Source organism: Providencia sp. PROV141, from assembly GCF_028481645.1.
GTDB classification, from domain to species: Bacteria; Pseudomonadota; Gammaproteobacteria; order Enterobacterales; family Enterobacteriaceae; genus Providencia; species Providencia rettgeri.
In genome coordinates, this window is record NZ_JAMPPR010000001.1 from 114,734 (window position 1) to 130,559 (window position 15,826).

The 15,826-nt window shown below is 40.0% G+C and carries 14 protein-coding genes and 3 tRNA genes; 10 read left to right on the top strand and 7 right to left on the bottom strand.

Annotated features, from left to right (window positions below; genetic code table 11):
• Positions 1–408: 408 nt before the first annotated feature.
• Positions 409–1,434 (top strand): HTH-type transcriptional repressor PurR, encoded by a 1,026-nt coding sequence (gene purR, locus PSF09_RS00570; protein ID WP_004910435.1) that lies wholly within the window; start codon positions 409–411, stop codon positions 1,432–1,434.
• A gap of 9 nt (positions 1,435–1,443) precedes the next feature.
• Here the strand turns inward: purR and punR are convergent, their stop codons facing one another.
• The gene (gene punR / locus PSF09_RS00575) at positions 1,444–2,349 is read right to left on the bottom strand and encodes a DNA-binding transcriptional activator PunR (protein WP_210838299.1); all 906 of its coding nucleotides are present in this window, start codon (positions 2,347–2,349) and stop codon (positions 1,444–1,446) included.
• Between the two features lie 122 nt (positions 2,350–2,471).
• Between punR and punC the strand changes: the two genes are divergently transcribed.
• From punC to PSF09_RS00590, 3 genes are all read left to right on the top strand, one after another.
• A complete protein-coding gene (punC, locus tag PSF09_RS00580) occupies positions 2,472–3,698 on the top strand; it encodes a purine nucleoside transporter PunC (RefSeq protein ID WP_210838297.1) in 1,227 nt (408 codons plus the stop codon).
• Positions 3,699–4,008: 310 nt separating this feature from the next.
• A complete protein-coding gene (locus PSF09_RS00585; protein ID WP_247605386.1) occupies positions 4,009–4,767 on the top strand; it encodes a helix-turn-helix transcriptional regulator in 759 nt (252 codons plus the stop codon).
• Between the two features lie 24 nt (positions 4,768–4,791).
• Positions 4,792–5,064, top strand: a complete 273-nt coding sequence (locus tag PSF09_RS00590; RefSeq protein WP_004263806.1) for a putative quinol monooxygenase — start codon at positions 4,792–4,794, stop codon at positions 5,062–5,064.
• 213 nt (positions 5,065–5,277) lie between these two features.
• On the opposite strand, the gene PSF09_RS00595 is transcribed toward PSF09_RS00590, so the two are convergent.
• Positions 5,278–5,943 (bottom strand): riboflavin synthase subunit alpha, encoded by a 666-nt coding sequence (locus PSF09_RS00595; protein WP_272665049.1) that lies wholly within the window; start codon positions 5,941–5,943, stop codon positions 5,278–5,280.
• Positions 5,944–6,219: 276 nt separating this feature from the next.
• On the opposite strand from PSF09_RS00595, the gene PSF09_RS00600 reads away from it, so the two are divergent.
• From PSF09_RS00600 to PSF09_RS00625, 6 genes are all read left to right on the top strand, one after another.
• On the top strand, positions 6,220–7,593 hold the full coding sequence (locus PSF09_RS00600; RefSeq protein ID WP_272665050.1) for an MATE family efflux transporter: 1,374 nt from the start codon (positions 6,220–6,222) through the stop codon (positions 7,591–7,593).
• A 158-nt stretch (positions 7,594–7,751) separates the two neighbouring features.
• A tRNA-Val gene (locus PSF09_RS00605) sits at positions 7,752–7,828 on the top strand.
• 30 nt (positions 7,829–7,858) lie between these two features.
• Positions 7,859–7,935 (top strand) — tRNA-Val (locus tag PSF09_RS00610).
• A gap of 31 nt (positions 7,936–7,966) precedes the next feature.
• Positions 7,967–8,043, top strand: a tRNA-Val gene (locus tag PSF09_RS00615).
• Positions 8,044–8,461: 418 nt separating this feature from the next.
• Positions 8,462–9,874: a pyruvate kinase PykF gene (gene pykF, locus PSF09_RS00620; RefSeq protein ID WP_272665051.1), complete on the top strand. Its 1,413-nt coding sequence runs from the start codon at positions 8,462–8,464 to the stop codon at positions 9,872–9,874.
• Positions 9,875–10,290: 416 nt separating this feature from the next.
• On the top strand, positions 10,291–10,527 hold the full coding sequence (locus PSF09_RS00625) for a major outer membrane lipoprotein (RefSeq protein ID WP_004263789.1): 237 nt from the start codon (positions 10,291–10,293) through the stop codon (positions 10,525–10,527).
• 97 nt (positions 10,528–10,624) lie between these two features.
• Here the strand turns inward: PSF09_RS00625 and PSF09_RS00630 are convergent, their stop codons facing one another.
• From PSF09_RS00630 to sufC, 5 genes are all read right to left on the bottom strand, one after another.
• The gene (locus tag PSF09_RS00630) at positions 10,625–11,689 is read right to left on the bottom strand and encodes a L,D-transpeptidase family protein (protein WP_272683326.1); all 1,065 of its coding nucleotides are present in this window, start codon (positions 11,687–11,689) and stop codon (positions 10,625–10,627) included.
• Positions 11,690–12,080: 391 nt separating this feature from the next.
• Positions 12,081–12,497, bottom strand: a complete 417-nt coding sequence (gene sufE, locus PSF09_RS00635) for a cysteine desulfuration protein SufE (protein WP_210838289.1) — start codon at positions 12,495–12,497, stop codon at positions 12,081–12,083.
• 33 nt (positions 12,498–12,530) lie between these two features.
• Positions 12,531–13,769: a cysteine desulfurase SufS gene (sufS, locus tag PSF09_RS00640; protein ID WP_210838287.1), complete on the bottom strand. Its 1,239-nt coding sequence runs from the start codon at positions 13,767–13,769 to the stop codon at positions 12,531–12,533.
• 5 nt (positions 13,770–13,774) lie between these two features.
• Positions 13,775–15,082 (bottom strand): Fe-S cluster assembly protein SufD, encoded by a 1,308-nt coding sequence (gene sufD, locus PSF09_RS00645; RefSeq protein ID WP_272665053.1) that lies wholly within the window; start codon positions 15,080–15,082, stop codon positions 13,775–13,777.
• Complete coding sequence (sufC, locus tag PSF09_RS00650) at positions 15,057–15,803, bottom strand: Fe-S cluster assembly ATPase SufC (protein WP_004263776.1); 747 nt, start codon at positions 15,801–15,803, stop codon at positions 15,057–15,059. The genes sufD and sufC overlap by 26 nt, the downstream gene beginning before the upstream one ends.
• Between the last annotated feature and the right edge of the window lie 23 nt (positions 15,804–15,826).

Consider the following 15,826-nt stretch of genomic DNA (forward strand, 5'->3'; position numbering starts at 1 on the left):
CAAGGGCGAGATATACTCGCCCTTTTAAATTCACCCTACTCAAGGCTGAAATAAAATCAGAAAATATGCGCAGCGAGAAATATAATTAATGCTAATGAGCCCAGCGCAGCAAGCAATCCATATTTAACATCTGTATCCATGAGTTCCTCTCATTCTAATGTAATTGAATTAATAAATAACCATGAAATAATAAAGGTTATTAAGTATACATATCCAAAAAAGTAAAACTAGTGTCTATATCACATGTTATAACATCAATTATTTCTTTCGTTTTTGCGCTAGATCAGACAAAATCGACAACAAATCGCTAAATTATTGCCAGCAAAGGCTCAATGCATCAATATGCAGGTAATTTTTTAACAAGAATTCTTATAGAGACCGGTTATTGGTCAGGAGTTTTTTTTCCCCATGGCAACGATTAAAGATGTGGCGAAGCGCGCTGGCGTATCCACCACAACCGTATCCCATGTAATTAATAAAACGCGCTTTGTAGCTGATGACACTAAGGCTGCGGTTTGGGCTGCAATTAAAGAGCTCAATTATTCGCCAAGTGCGGTTGCCCGTAGTTTAAAAGTTAACCATACAAAGTCGATTGGGTTGTTAGCAACTTCCAGTGAAGCGCCTTACTTCGCTGAGGTGATCGAATCTGTTGAAAATAGCTGTTATGAAAAAGGCTATACGCTGATTCTATGTAATTCTCATAACAATTTGGGAAAACAAAAAGCGTATTTACAGATGCTAGCACAAAAGCGTGTTGATGGCTTACTTGTGATGTGTTCCGAGTACCCTGACACCTTAATTGGTATGCTAGAAGATTACCGCAATATCCCAATGGTAGTGATGGACTGGGGAACTTCCCGTGGCGATTTTACCGATAGTATTATTGATAACTCGTTCCATGGTGGATACCTAGCAGGCCGCTATTTAATTGACCGTGGGCACCGCGATATTGGTGTGATCCCCGGTTCACTTGAAAGAAATACAGGTATTGGGCGTTTAACTGGCTTCAAAAAAGCAATGGAAGAGGCCAAGATTACACTAAAAGAAGAATGGATAGTTCAGGGGGATTTCGAACCTGAGTCTGGCTATAAAGCAATGACGCAAATTTTAAGCCATAAGCAGCGCCCTACCGCTGTATTTTGTGGTGGTGATATCATGGCAATGGGAGCAATTTGTGCCGCTGATGAAATGGGATTACGTGTTCCACAAGACATTTCAATCATTGGCTATGATAATGTGCGAAATGCACGCTATTTTACACCGGCATTGACCACAATCCACCAACCCAAAGAGCGTTTAGGCCAAATGGCCTTCACAATGCTGCTCGATCGTATCGTCAATAAGCGCGAAGATGCTCAAACAATCGAAGTCCACCCTCGCCTTGTAGAACGTCGTTCTGTTGCGGATGGTCCATTTATCGATTACCGTCGGTAGTACGAATAACTAGGTTGAAAGCCACTCTGCGTTAAGCGTTTCGTTATCGCCAAGGTAATCTAACAACCAGCTGAGCGCTGGTGATGTATTATTTTCCACCCAAGTTAAACAGCAAGGACTGGGTGGAAAAGGCTGCGCTAATGATAGTTCAACTAATTGGCCTTTTTCGCAAAGCGGAGCCGCTCGATGCTCAGGTACCATCCCAACACATAACCCGTTAACTAAACAAGCTAAGCCATTTTCCCAGTACGGTACAACAAGCCGGCGCTGGTTATCAAGAGCCCAAGTATCACGTTTGGGTAGGTTACGTGAGGTATCTTCAAGGCACAAACTAGGGTACTCTCTCATTTGATCATCGGTCAGTTTTTCACCTATTCTGGTTAATGGGTGCTCCGGGCTTGCAACACACATCCACGACATAAAACCCATATCACGGAAACTATACCTTTCTCCAATTGGAGATGCTCGAGTCGCACCAATCGCAACATCTACGCGCCCATCAGCAAGTGCATCCCACACCCCATTAAACACTTCTGGATGAATAAAGAGTTCGATATCAGGAAAATGACGATAAAAATCAAGAATTAGCTGTTCTGTTCGTTGTGGTTTGACAATACAATCAACAGCAATACTAAATTGACCACGCCAGCCATTCGCAACCTGCTGACACTGGTGACGAGTATCTGTCATTTTTTTGATAACAGAACGGCTCTCCTTAATAAATATTGCCCCAGCTTCTGTTAGCACAACATCACGATGTCGGCGCTCAAATAGAGGAACCGCAAGCCATTCTTCAACTTGCTTAACGGTATAGCTGATTGCAGAAGGTACACGGTGCAATTCTTCAGCAGCACCACTAAAACTTCCAGTTCGAGCAACTGCATCAATCACTTCGAGTGCATGCGCAGACCACATAACCTCTCCTTTCAAAAATTTTGATAGCAAGATCCAAATATTACCGTTTCACAACCTAAAAAAATAGCCTATACAATGGCGTTATCATTAACATTTTTTTAAATATCAGATAAGTAATAATTATGTCGAATACTGTGAAAAAAAATTCCCCTGGATTTATGGTGTACCTTGCAGGACTTAGCATGCTGGGGTTTTTAGCCATTGATATGTATTTACCTGCATTTGGTGCTATGCAAGACACCCTGCATACATCCGAAGGCGCGATCAGTGCTTCTCTCAGTATCTTTTTAGCTGGTTTTGCCTTTGCTCAGCTATTATGGGGGCCATTATCAGACAAACTTGGCCGTAAGCCTGTTCTCATTGTGGGCTTAACTATTTTCATTTTAAGTAGCTTAGCTATTTATTGGGTAGAAACCGCAACACAGCTATTAACACTTCGTTTTTTACAGGCGGTTGGAGTCTGCTCTGCGGCTGTTTTATGGCAAGCACTAGTTATCGACCGCTATGATGAAGCAAATACTCAAAAAGTTTTTGCTTCTATTATGCCGCTAGTCGCGCTATCCCCTGCTTTAGCACCATTATTAGGTGCATGGGTTCTTGAGCACCAAACATGGGAAGCAATTTTCCTGATCCTAATGGCGGTGGGCATATTACTTTTATTGCCAACGCTCTTTTTGAAAAATGTTTCAGTTAAAACAATAACTGATGACAGCCAACCACAAGCTAAGATTTCTTTCTCAAACTTACTCAGTTCCCCTGTTTTCAGCGGCAACGTACTAGTTTATGCATCCTGTAGTGCGGGCTTCTTCGCTTGGCTAACAGGTTCTCCCTTTATTTTACGCAATATGGGCTTCAATCCTGCTGATATTGGCTTGAGTTATATTCCACAAACGTTAGCCTTCATTATTGGTGGATATGGCTGCCGTATTTTATTAGCAAAAATCCGAGCAGAAACAATATTTCCATTGTTACTTCTTGGTTACGCGGTAAGCATGTCCATTTTATTCATCATGGCTATCTATACCACACCATCATTAACCATGATCTTGATCCCATTCTGCTTTATGGCAGCAATGAATGGAGCCTCTTACCCAATTGCAGTATCTAAAGCACTAAATACATTTCCTAGTGCGAGCGGTAAAGCAGCTGCCTTACAAAATGCCTTACAATTAGGGTTATGTTTTTTAGCAAGCCTACTTGTTTCTACCTTGACCTTCGACCCATTGTTGGCAACAACCGGAGTTATGGCAGTCACAATTATCCCAATGGCCATTGGCTATTTTATGCAACGTTGTGCCAGCAAAAATAATCAAGCTGTTAAGCAAGTCGATTGCCAAGCGAATTCATAAAGTGTAGTTTACTGAATCAATCATGCCGAGTCTTATCGGCATGGTTTTTATTCTAGTGAATTCAAGAAAACCTTTCTTCAGTGTATAGCACTTGTGAGGATACGGTAATACTTATTAAGTATTTTGCTATATAACCCATTATTCTTAACGCGCAAACCCTAATATTTCTCATCAATTTTCTTTATTCAAAGCGGATTTCACTAAAAAATAAGGCTTTTATTTTGTCATCTACTAAGATATAGATATTTCTTGGTTATTTTTCTTGTTAAAAAACGTTATCATTGTGACATTAAATAATGAGTGCTCAAGAATGATGTTAAAACAGTATTATCCACCAGATGAATTAAAATCCTTTGTTAGTTCTATTTTGATAATCAAAGAGTTTACAGAGGCAATCAAAATTTTCCCTGGAACTGGTGCTGAAATCTGGGTTTCATCAGATGCTTTTTGCATGACAACTGAGAGCGACTCAGTCGCAGACTCATACCAACTTATTATTCCTAGGGTCAATACATTTACGGCTAGCCCCAATCATTCTAAAGTCATGGTATTACGTATTCGTCATGATGCCTTACGTTTTTTACTACCTGAAAGTACACTCAATTATACGGATAAACCCATCGCACTAAGTGGCATATGGGAAGACCGCTGGTTTGAAGCTTTAGCTAATTCTTCATTTAGAGAGCTGTTAGAGTGTTTTAATAAGACAAAAGCCAAGAAAAAACCTCATTTCATAGATGAAATCTTAGAGTTGCTATATCGTAACCCAACTAAAAAAATTACAGAAATTGCCGAAGAGACAGGTTTACATGTCCGTGTCATTCAAAAAGAGTTTCTAAAAGAATACGGTATTACGCCAAAAAGGTACCAGATCAATTGTCGCTTAGAACATGTTTTAAAAAGTATGGTAGTAGAACAAGATACCTACCGTTGGTTTGAAACAGGCTATTATGATCAATCCCACTTTTACCGTGATTTTAAAAGATACTTTACTATGACGCCGTCGGCATTTTTAAAATCGAGTTATTCGCTTTTTTACAATACAAAAACTAAGTACCCATTAAGATAGTTCTTAATACATAAGGAGAACGGAATGAGTATTGTTGTGTATGCCCAAATTACTACAGAAAGGACGGATGGGTATTTAACGAAAGAAATCGTTCGTGACTTAGCAAAACTAAGCCGCCGAGAGAAAGGATGCATTCAATATGATCTTATGGCTAAAGAGAATGGTTACATTGTTTTCGAGGAATGGGAAGACACTCAGGCATTAGAGATGCATAAAAATAGCCCTCATTTCAGGCGATTAGTTGAAGCAATTGAACGTGATAACGCCAGCTTTTCTGTCAATTTCAGTGAAAAATGATCTATTAATAATGAAAGCTAGAGCGAGTTGTCATTTTTGAGAATTTTAATCATCTTTATTTAATAGAACTCCATAACCTACATTCAATAAACAAAGTCTAAGCATGTTTCATTCAGGCTATAGCATAAACCACTATTGCTATAGCCTACCTGACTATCTATGCCGCTATTGATCTTTAAAGCACATAACACCGTTATTACTTCGGATGCCTATTTACTCTGTTTTCGCTACATCAGCCAACTCTTCTGCTTGTTGTAATAATTTTTCTTGTTCTTTTTGATTTAAAACACGCTCGACAGTATCAACAATTGCCTGAGTTTGTGGGTCTATCTCAATATTTATTTTATCACCCAAACGTTTTTTACCTAATGTCGTTCTCTCTAATGTTTCAGGAATGAGATGTACACAAAACCGATTATTGATCACGTCACCGACCGTTAAGCTAATACCATCAATCGCTACAAAGCCTTTATGCAAAATATATTTCATTAATGGTTTATTATGAATTGACAACCAAATTTGGTGGTTATCTTCAGATGTGAAAATTTTGCTAATTTCAGCGGTTGTCATAATATGACCAGAAACAACATGCCCACCAATTTCGTCACCGTATTTTGCGGCACGTTCGATATTAACAACATCACCTTCTTGCAATTCCCCCAAATTAGTTAATCTCAGGGTTTCTTTAATTAGATCAAAACTGACTCTTTCGCCATCAATTTTTGTTACCGTCAAACAACAACCATTATGCGCAACGGAAGCCCCTGTTTCTAAGCCTTTCAGCAATTCTGGGGTAAACTTCATTACATGAGTTCGAAAGTTGGCTCTTTCTGTAATTTCAATGATAGGAGCGGTCGCTTGAACAATGCCTGTAAACATAATGATTCTCAGTGTAGTGGATTAATAGACTCAGTTTACATCAGAATTTTTAGAGATCTATCCTATTCGAGTGGTAAACAACACGATAATAAACCTTATATTCAGTAATATATTAGGTTTGAAAATGCTCTTTTATAGTTTGTTACCATATCATTATTGGAATCTATTTAGAAACGGGATAGAATGAGCGGTTTTTAGTAATCAAGGGGTTTTTAGTAACCCATTTATTTTTCTAATTTTTTTCCTCTTACTTGCTTTTATTACAAAGGTGTATGCGTGCAGAAATATTTTACAGAAGCGCGTAGCTTGTTGGCACTTGGTATTCCTATCGTTTTAGCTCAATTTTCACAAACTGCGATGGGGTTTGTGGATACGGTTATGGCTGGAAGCGTTAGTGAAATTGAGATGTCCGCAGTTGCAGTTGGTTTTTCCATCTGGCTGCCAGCTATTCTTTTTGGCCAAGGAATTTTAATGGCATTAACCCCAATCGTTGCACAAATGAATGGGTCAGGTCGTCGTAACTTAATTGGTGACCAAATTCAACAAGGCCTGTGGTTAGCACTACTTTTAGCCTTAGCTATTATGTGCCTTCTTTATAATAGTCAGCTGATTATTAGCAATATGCCCCATATTGATAAAGAATTGGCGGATAAATCTGTCCGTTTTTTACATGCTATTATGTGGGGTGCGCCAGGCTATTTATTTTATCAAGTATATCGTAGCCAATGTGAAGGTCTTTCAAAAACCAAACCGGGGATGGTGATTGGTTTTCTTGGCTTAATGATCAATATTCCTATTAACTATATCTTTATTTATGGTCACTTTGGTGCCCCTGCTTTAGGTGGTGTTGGTTGCGGTGTCGCCACTGCATCAGTGTATTGGGCTATGTGTCTGATGATGAGATGGTATGTGAAACGCGCTACTGCGCAGCGTGATATTCGCCCTACACTCTCTTTCACATCGCCAAATCCATTAATCTTAAAGCGAATTATTGTGTTAGGTACGCCAATTGGTCTGGCACTTTTCTTTGAAGTCACTTTATTTGCTGTCGTTGCACTGCTAGTTGCTCCATTAGGTGTTGTCGCAGTAGCAGGTCACCAAGTTGCGTTGAATTTCAGCTCCGTCATGTTTATGTTCCCATTATCATTAGGAATAGCTGCAACCATTCGTGTTGGTTACAACTTAGGACTGAAATCAACTGAGGCTGCTAAAGTTTCATCTTATACTGGCATTGCTGTTGGCTTAATGGTCGCTTGTTTTACGGCTATACTCACTGCCGCCTTCCGTGAGCCGATTGCGATGATGTATAACAAAAACCCTGAGGTGGTTGTTTTAGCCAGTAGTTTAATGTTGTATGCCGCTATTTATCAGCTATCAGACTCTGTGCAAGTTATTGGTGCGGGAATTTTACGTGGTTATAAAGATACACGTTCTATTTTCTTTATTACCTTCACTGCATATTGGCTACTTGGCTTACCTTCCGGTTATATCTTAGCGTTAACGGATATCATCGCACCGGCGATGGGGCCTAAAGGCTTCTGGATTGGCTTTATTATTGGGTTGAGTGCGGCTGCAATAGGAATGGCAACACGAATTATGTGGATCCATAAGCAAACAGAGGATGTTGTTTTACTTCGCTCAGCTCGCTAATCGACGGTTTTTTAAGCTTTTTATTATGGGAGAAGATGTATTTCGCACCAGATAGTTTTAAATACGACCAAACTATCACGAAAATACATTTTCCCCTTGCCAGATGAACTTCATAACGTTAATATTCATCCCCGTTGTCACCTAGATAACTTTTAGATGCGTCCGTAGCTCAGTTGGTTAGAGCACCACCTTGACATGGTGGGGGTCGGTAGTTCGAGTCTACTCGGACGCACCATTTCTAGTGAACACAATGTTAATTTTCAGTGCGTCCGTAGCTCAGTTGGTTAGAGCACCACCTTGACATGGTGGGGGTCGGTAGTTCGAGTCTACTCGGACGCACCATTTCAAATTAACACAAATCAAGTCTTTCAGTGCGTCCGTAGCTCAGTTGGTTAGAGCACCACCTTGACATGGTGGGGGTCGGTAGTTCGAGTCTACTCGGACGCACCATTTAATTTACCCACCTACTCGTTAAAATTTCTCTTGATTGTCTATTATTATTCCCTTATTTTGTTGCGCAACAAATTAAGAGACCTAATATCAACTGAATTTTTGATCTGAACGCTTTCTTCTTTTAATTTAGTAAAATTTGATTTGTCTCACAGTTTTTTGTTGTCTATAATACTCACACTGGCTGAAAGGTTTCAACAGTAGTAAATCAATACGTTAGCTTTAATTGAATTTGTCATCTACACTATAATAAGAATCAAAATGTGACAAATTTAAGTGTAAAAATGCATTAAACACCAGACTGTCGCCTATTCTTATAAATGAGTTGCGCAACAAAGTTCACCATGCGCACGACTTATTAAATGTACTAAGCATCGGCGGCAATACCGATTTCCTTTATAACATTAGATAGACTGCCATGAAAAAAACCAAAATTGTTTGTACTATCGGTCCAAAAACCGAATCAGAAGAAAAACTGACCCAACTCCTTGATGCTGGCATGAACGTCATGCGCCTCAATTTCTCTCACGGTGACTACGAAGAACACGGTCAACGTATCAAAAACCTTCGCGCTGTTTGTGCAAAAACAGGTAAGCAAGCCGCTATTTTGCTAGATACTAAAGGCCCTGAAATCCGCACCATGAAATTGGAAGGTGGTAACGACGTTTCTCTCGTTGCTGGCCAAACTTTTACATTTACTACTGATACCTCTGTGGTAGGTAATAAAGATAAAGTTGCGGTGACCTATGCAGGTTTAACTTCAGATTTAAAAGTTGGCAATACCGTATTAGTTGATGATGGCTTAATTGGCATGAAAGTGACTAATGTCACTGCAACTGAAGTTGTTTGTGAAGTTTTAAATAACGGTGACCTCGGTGAGAAAAAAGGGGTTAATCTGCCAGGCGTTTCAATTGGCCTTCCAGCATTAGCTGAAAAAGATAAAGAAGACTTAGTATTTGGTTGCCAACAACGTGTTGATTTTGTTGCTGCTTCATTCATTCGTAAGCGCTCAGATGTTGAAGAAATTCGAGCTCACCTGAAAAAACACGGTGGCGAAAACATCCAAATTATTTCTAAAATTGAAAACCAAGAAGGTTTAAATAACTTTGATGAGATTTTGGAAGCCTCTGACGGCATCATGGTCGCTCGTGGTGATTTAGGCGTTGAAATCCCAGTTGAAGAAGTTATTTTTGCACAAAAAATGATGATTGAAAAATGTGTTGCAGCACGTAAAGTCGTGATAACAGCAACCCAGATGCTTGATTCAATGATCAAAAACCCACGCCCTACTCGCGCAGAAGCGGGTGACGTTGCCAATGCTATTTTAGATGGCACTGATGCGGTTATGTTGTCTGGTGAAAGTGCTAAAGGTAAATACCCAGTAGAAGCTGTTACCATTATGGCAACTATCTGTGAGCGTACAGATCGTGTAATGCAAACTCGCATCGATAACCAAAAACCAAGCCAACGCTTACGTGTCACAGAGGCTGTATGTCGTGGTGCGGTGGAAATGTCTGAAAAATTAGATGTTCCATTAATCGTTGTTGCAACTTATGGCGGTAAATCGGCTAAGTCTGTACGTAAATATTTCCCTACTGCACCAATCTTAGCGTTAACTACCAATGAAGAGACTGCTCGTCAGTTACTGTTAGTTAAAGGTGTGATCCCAATGATAGTTGGTGGTTTTACATCTACAGATGACTTTTATCGTGAAGGTAAACGCGCAGCTCTAGAAAGTGGCTTAGCCGTTTCTGGTGATGCAGTTGTCATGGTTTCTGGCGCATTAGTACAAAGCGGAACAACCAATACATCTTCAGTTCACGTACTTTAATTAGTCTTTAATTGTCTTCTAAAAGGCCGATAGTGATTATTTTAGCTATCGGCCTTTTTATTTAGATTTAACATTTAGTGCTGCCTTGATGTAACTATCCCTTTATTTACTTTTCTCTAGTAAATATCTTATTGCATTTTAAGTGTAATATCATAAAACCCACTTAAATTGGTCAAATAACAACCTTCACTGATCTTAATTTAAATTTTTCTTCTTTTTCCTAGTACTAAATATAAAGTATTTCTAGCAAAACTTCATATTTAGTACTAGCATAAGACATAGTAAGTGCCATACCCTAATTTTCATTAGGTTGTTTTAAAGGGATATAGCAAGCTTTAAGATAACAAGCTTAGCTCTATTGTTTGGTGACTTGCTTTTTTATATTTTCAAGATAAATCAATCTAGAGGGTAAAATAATGATTCGTACTAAAATTGTACTGGGCTCTATCGTATTAGCTTCAGCATTACTAGCGGGTTGTTCTAACAGCACTGAAGTGCAAAAACTCTCTTCAGACGTGCAAACTCTGAATGGTAAAGTTGATCAACTGAGCAACGACGTTCAGTCTCTGCGTTCTGACGTACAGACAGCTCAAGAAGAAGCAGCACGCGCTAATCAACGTCTGGATAACCAAGTTCGTACTTACAAAAAATAAGTTCGATTTGGCGATAATCTAGTCTTAAAGATTCTTCTTTGAAGCTAGTAGCATTTATGAGGGCCTATGAAAATAGGCCCTTATTATTTTGTCAGGATTATTGAGTTACAACAGAAGAGCGGTATTTTGCAGGTAGCAAGGCCCCAACTTTACCGTCATAGATAGGTTCTGGCTGTGAAATCGAGAATGGTTCAATAGGTACTAAACCTTGGTATTGTGTTTCATCTTCTGGGATACCATTGCTCTGATCATTATTTACACGCACAGGCATACCAGAACGTCTTGCTAGCTCTTTTTCCACTAAAGCCTTATCAATCCCTTCATTTTCTAGAAAACGCTTGAAATCGTCAGACAGTTTGATTGGCATGGTTTGTGGATCATCGTTACTTGTCCGTGACAATGGCTGATGTACCTCAATGTAATAGCTACCATCCGCTTCTTTAGAGTATTTCACTGGTTGTTCAATAACTTGGACACGAGTCCCCTTTGGTACTGTCTTAAATAATGCTTCAATATCATCAGGACGTAAACGAATACAACCGGAGCTCACTCGCATACCAATACCAAAATCTGCATTAGTACCATGAATGAGATATTCACCACGCCCATATGCGAGTCGCAATGCATACAAGCCCATTGGATTTTCAGGCCCTGCCGGGACTACCGCAGGAAGCGTTATACCTTCTTTCGCGTAATTTTTGCGGATATTCGCCGTTGGTGTCCATGTAGGATCTTTAATTGACTGACTTACTGAAGTCACCATTTCAGGTGTGTCGCGACCTAACTGGCCGATACCAATAGGATAAACAATCACTTCTTCACTGTTCGCAGGGTAATAATATAAACGCAACTCCGCCAGATTAATCACAATTCCCGTTCTTGGTGTTGATGGTAACAACATTTGCGCTGGAATGATGAGTTCTTTACCCGCTTCAGGAAGGTACGGGTCTGTTCCTGGGTTTGCTTCAAGCATACCGAGTAGGCCGATTTGGTGCTCACTTGCAATGGCCTCCAATGGTCTCCCATCATTGGGGACGATATACGTGTAATTTTCCCCGATAAGACGAGTGTTACTGTCAGGTAATGGATATTCTTTTGCTTGAGCTGGAGCCAATAAGGCGCTCATGACAAATAAACTTGCCACCGTCAAAACTCTTTTCATACCTACTCCAAGGAAAATAGTGTTCTTACAATAATTCAATGATTATTGTTCATAATAGCAACTATCCTTCATATCTTTAATACTAATTAAATATTTTTATTAAGTATTAATAAGGAGGTAGTCTTTTTATGATAGTCAAATGCAATGACCTGAATGGATTGGTCGGATAAAAAATAATAACCAAGAAGTAAAATATAAGTAAGGGAGTATAAAACTCCCTCCAGACTTGCTGCCAAACCTATTATGTTTGGCAGCAAGTCTGATAGGTTTTGAAAATAAATGAGGAAAATCAATTTATTGATTTTCGGCTGATAACACAAAGCGGGAAAAACCACGCTTTTATCCCGCTTTGTCAACAACCTCAAGGGAGCATAACGCTCCCTCGGTAGGATTATACTAATTGTGCCGCACGCGATAAAATTGTGCGGATCATCGCGTTTAAACCTTGAGTTCGCGAAGGTGTTAAATGTTGCTCCAATGCGAGTTGTTCAAAAAATGACTTCACATCGAGTGCGAGTATTTGTTGCGCCGTTTTGCCTTGAAAAAGGATAATCACAATAGCAACTAACCCTTTAACGATTGCTGCATCGCTGTCACCAGCAAACGTAATTGTACCGTCTGCTTGTTTTTGCATATCAATCCACACTTGGCTTTGGCACCCTGCGATTAAATTATTATCGCCTCGTTGTACCTCAGAGAGTTCAGGTAAACGTCCCCCTAGCTCTATCATATAGAGATAGCGTTCCTCCCAGTCTTGACAGCGGGAGAAATTACGTAATAACTTATTTTCATCGGGTAATGCGGGCATGCTCAGTTCCTTTACCATATATTTCTTATGTGCTTAGCCTAACAATTTTTTAATGCGCTGTAACGCATTGTATAAAGAATCGATTTCTTCTTTCGTGGTGTATATCCCCACAGAAGCACGGCACATAGCAGGAACGTGATAATGTTCCATTAATGGTAAAGCACAGTGATGACCAGTACGGATAGCAATACCATATCTATCGAGAAAAGAACCCACATCATAGGCGTGGTGCTGGCCTAGATTAAACGCCAAAACGCCTTCCCGTTGGTCATTGCCATATAAAATAACTGATGGTATCTCTTGCAATTTCTTAGAGGCATATGCCATTACTTCAGCTTCATGAGCAAATGCATCAGGTAAATTAAGTGCATTTAAATAATCGAATGCCGCCCCTAACCCAATAATTGCGCTAACGTTCGGTGTTCCCGCTTCAAAGCGCCATGGCGCATCGGCAAAAGTGATCCCTTTGGTCAGGCTGACTTGGCGGATCATTGCCCCACCGCCCTCCCATGGTGGCATCATATCCAAAATAGCTTTTTTGCCATAAAGGATACCAATACCTGTCGGGCCATATAGCTTATGCCCTGAAAACACATAGAAATCGCAGTCTAAGGCTTGCACATCAACCTGCTGATGCATTGCACCTTGCGCACCATCGACCAATACTGCGATCTCTCCGCCTTTTGATGCCGCAATTGCTCGCGCTTGTTTAATGATATCTTGTACTGGATTAACTGTTCCCAATACATTAGAAATATGTGTAAAGCTCAATAATCGCGTACGTGAATCAATGACATCATTTAATACATCTAATTGCAGTCTACCATCGTCAGAAATTGGGATAACTCGAATTTCAAAACCAATTTCTTCCGCTAACATATACCAAGGTACAATATTCGCATGGTGCTCCATTTCAGTGATGACAATATTGTCCCCTTCATGGAAATACTTTCGACCAAAACTATTTGCAACAAGGTTAATACCTTCCGTTGTGCCTTTAACAAACACGATTTCTTCATTTGAAGCTGCGTGAATGAAAGCGGCGGCTTTTTGGCGAGCCTCCTCCATCATTGTCGTCGCATTTGCACTGAGAGTATGTATGCCGCGGTGAACTGCAGCATACTGATGTAACGTAAACTCACTTTCTTTTTCAATAACTTGCAAAGGCTTTTGTGCACTTGCGGCGCTATCTAAATAAACCAACGGATGATTATTGACTGACTGTGATAAGGCAGGAAAATCCTGCCTTACTGAAGCGACATTGAATAGCATGGATATTAAACCTCCGCTAAGCGCTGGCGGATGTTTGCCATCACAGCGTGTTTTAACTCTTCCGATTCAATAGATTCTGTAAGTTCCGCAGCAAATGCGATAATAATCATATGTTTTGCTGCTTTACCTTCAATTCCTCTTGAGCGTAGATAAAACAGTTGTTCGTCATCAATACGACCGACCGTTGCACCGTGACCACACTTTACGTCATCTGCATAAATTTCAAGCTGAGGTTTAGTATCAATTTCTGCTTTTTCACCTAACAACAACGTGTTGTTAGTCATTTGGCCATCTGTTTTTAATGCGTTAGGTGCGACTTTGATCATGCCATTAAAGACAGCTTTACTGCTATCCATCGCAATCACTTTGTGTAATTGACGACTATTGCAGTAGCCTTTATTGTGCTCTAAATACGTGCGAGTATCTGCAATTTCATTGCCTTTAGGGAGCAGTATACTGTTGAGTTCAAACTCAGTATTTTCACCGTCAAGGCGAGCACTGGTATGGTTTCGTGTTAATAATGCGCCAAGTAAAAAACTGGTACTTTTCACACGGCTATCGCGCCCAATAACAATATCATTGTGAGCAAAATGCTGAGCCTGGCCATTTTCAACATTTAACTTAAAGTGACTAAAGTCTGCGTTATCACCGACTTCAACTGTTAAACGGCTGCCAGTCATGTGTGTTTGCTCATTCAAACTGACATAATGCTCAATAACTTGGGCTTTACTATTTGCATCTAACGTTAAATGATACCGATACTGGCTAATATTAGTGGCCTGTTTATCGCCACCACCTGTTGAAATATTAAGCAAATACAGTGGCTTTTCTGCTATTTTATTTGCTGCAAGGTGGACGACTAACGGTTGTACCGCCAAGCTTTCTGTTAAATGCAAGAAAATCTCGCTATTTACAGGTGAAGGAAGCAAGTCTTGATTATCAAGCAAAGCCACTTGGAATGGCCCCATATCAATAGAGCTTAATGTGGAACTATAACGCCCATCGATTAAAACAAGGCGATATGCGTCAATCGACAAAGCCAAAGCTTCACATTCGTTTAGTGCAACATCATCATCACTAAAACGATACTGTGTCTCAAGTACGGTATTTAGTGGAGTATAGTGCCAATCTTCATGACGGAACACAGGTAAACCAACTTGTTTTGCTATTTCCCAATGGGTTTTAGCATGTTGAGAATTTGCACCATGTCGTTGTTCAAATAATTCAGAAAAACGTGACATTGCTTGCTCGTTAAGCTTCGCAACTTCCGCACGTTTTTGTGCTCTTTCACTGTTGGTCAATAAGCCAGCCATAACCCTGCTCCTCCAGTTTTTTCGCTAAACTGAAATCACCTGATTTGATGATTTTCCCTTGATATAACACATGGACAAAGTCAGGCTTCACATAATCTAAAATACGCTGATAGTGGGTTACGATGATAAAAGAACGCTCAGGCGAACGTAATGAATTCACACCATTTGCCACAATTTTCAGCGCGTCGATATCTAAACCAGAGTCAGTTTCATCGAGAATACACAATTGCGGTTCTAAAGCCGCCATCTGCAAGATATCATTACGTTTTTTCTCGCCACCGGAGAAACCTACGTTGACAGAACGCGCAAGTAAATCTTCTGGCATTTCTAATAATTTGATTTTGTCTTCAATAAAATCTTGGAAATCGAAACGATCTAATGCTTCTTGCTGGCGATATTCTCTAACTGCATTCACTGCCGTTTGTAAGAAAAATTGGTTGCTGACGCCTGGAATTTCAACAGGGTATTGGAATGCAAGGAAAACGCCTTCCCCTGCACGCTCTTCTGGATCTAGTTCAAATAGGTCTTTTCCTTTAAACGTCACTTCACCGCTATCAATTTCATACTCTTCGCGGCCAGCAAGTGTGGCGGATAATGTACTTTTACCAGAGCCATTTGGTCCCATGATAGCGTGAACTTCCCCTGGTTTTACCTCCAGAGATAACCCTTTTAAAATCTCATTACCTTCTACACTCACGTGTAAATCTTTAACACTTAACATATTTACATGCCTTTAGCGCTTTA

What these genes read in the sequence shown, in the direction of transcription:
- purR (WP_004910435.1), top strand. Translation starts at nt 409, where the DNA reads ATGGCAACGATTAAAGATGTGGCGAAGCGCGCTGGCGTATCCACCACA.
- punR (WP_210838299.1), bottom strand. Translation starts at nt 2,349, where the DNA reads ATGTGGTCTGCGCATGCACTCGAAGTGATTGATGCAGTTGCTCGAACT.
- punC (WP_210838297.1), top strand. Translation starts at nt 2,472, where the DNA reads ATGTCGAATACTGTGAAAAAAAATTCCCCTGGATTTATGGTGTACCTT.
- PSF09_RS00585 (WP_247605386.1), top strand. Translation starts at nt 4,009, where the DNA reads ATGATGTTAAAACAGTATTATCCACCAGATGAATTAAAATCCTTTGTT.
- PSF09_RS00590 (WP_004263806.1), top strand. Translation starts at nt 4,792, where the DNA reads ATGAGTATTGTTGTGTATGCCCAAATTACTACAGAAAGGACGGATGGG.
- PSF09_RS00595 (WP_272665049.1), bottom strand. Translation starts at nt 5,943, where the DNA reads ATGTTTACAGGCATTGTTCAAGCGACCGCTCCTATCATTGAAATTACA.
- pykF (WP_272665051.1), top strand. Translation starts at nt 8,462, where the DNA reads ATGAAAAAAACCAAAATTGTTTGTACTATCGGTCCAAAAACCGAATCA.
- PSF09_RS00625 (WP_004263789.1), top strand. Translation starts at nt 10,291, where the DNA reads ATGATTCGTACTAAAATTGTACTGGGCTCTATCGTATTAGCTTCAGCA.
- PSF09_RS00630 (WP_272683326.1), bottom strand. Translation starts at nt 11,689, where the DNA reads ATGAAAAGAGTTTTGACGGTGGCAAGTTTATTTGTCATGAGCGCCTTA.
- sufE (WP_210838289.1), bottom strand. Translation starts at nt 12,497, where the DNA reads ATGCCCGCATTACCCGATGAAAATAAGTTATTACGTAATTTCTCCCGC.
- sufS (WP_210838287.1), bottom strand. Translation starts at nt 13,769, where the DNA reads ATGCTATTCAATGTCGCTTCAGTAAGGCAGGATTTTCCTGCCTTATCA.
- sufD (WP_272665053.1), bottom strand. Translation starts at nt 15,082, where the DNA reads ATGGCTGGCTTATTGACCAACAGTGAAAGAGCACAAAAACGTGCGGAA.
- sufC (WP_004263776.1), bottom strand. Translation starts at nt 15,803, where the DNA reads ATGTTAAGTGTTAAAGATTTACACGTGAGTGTAGAAGGTAATGAGATT.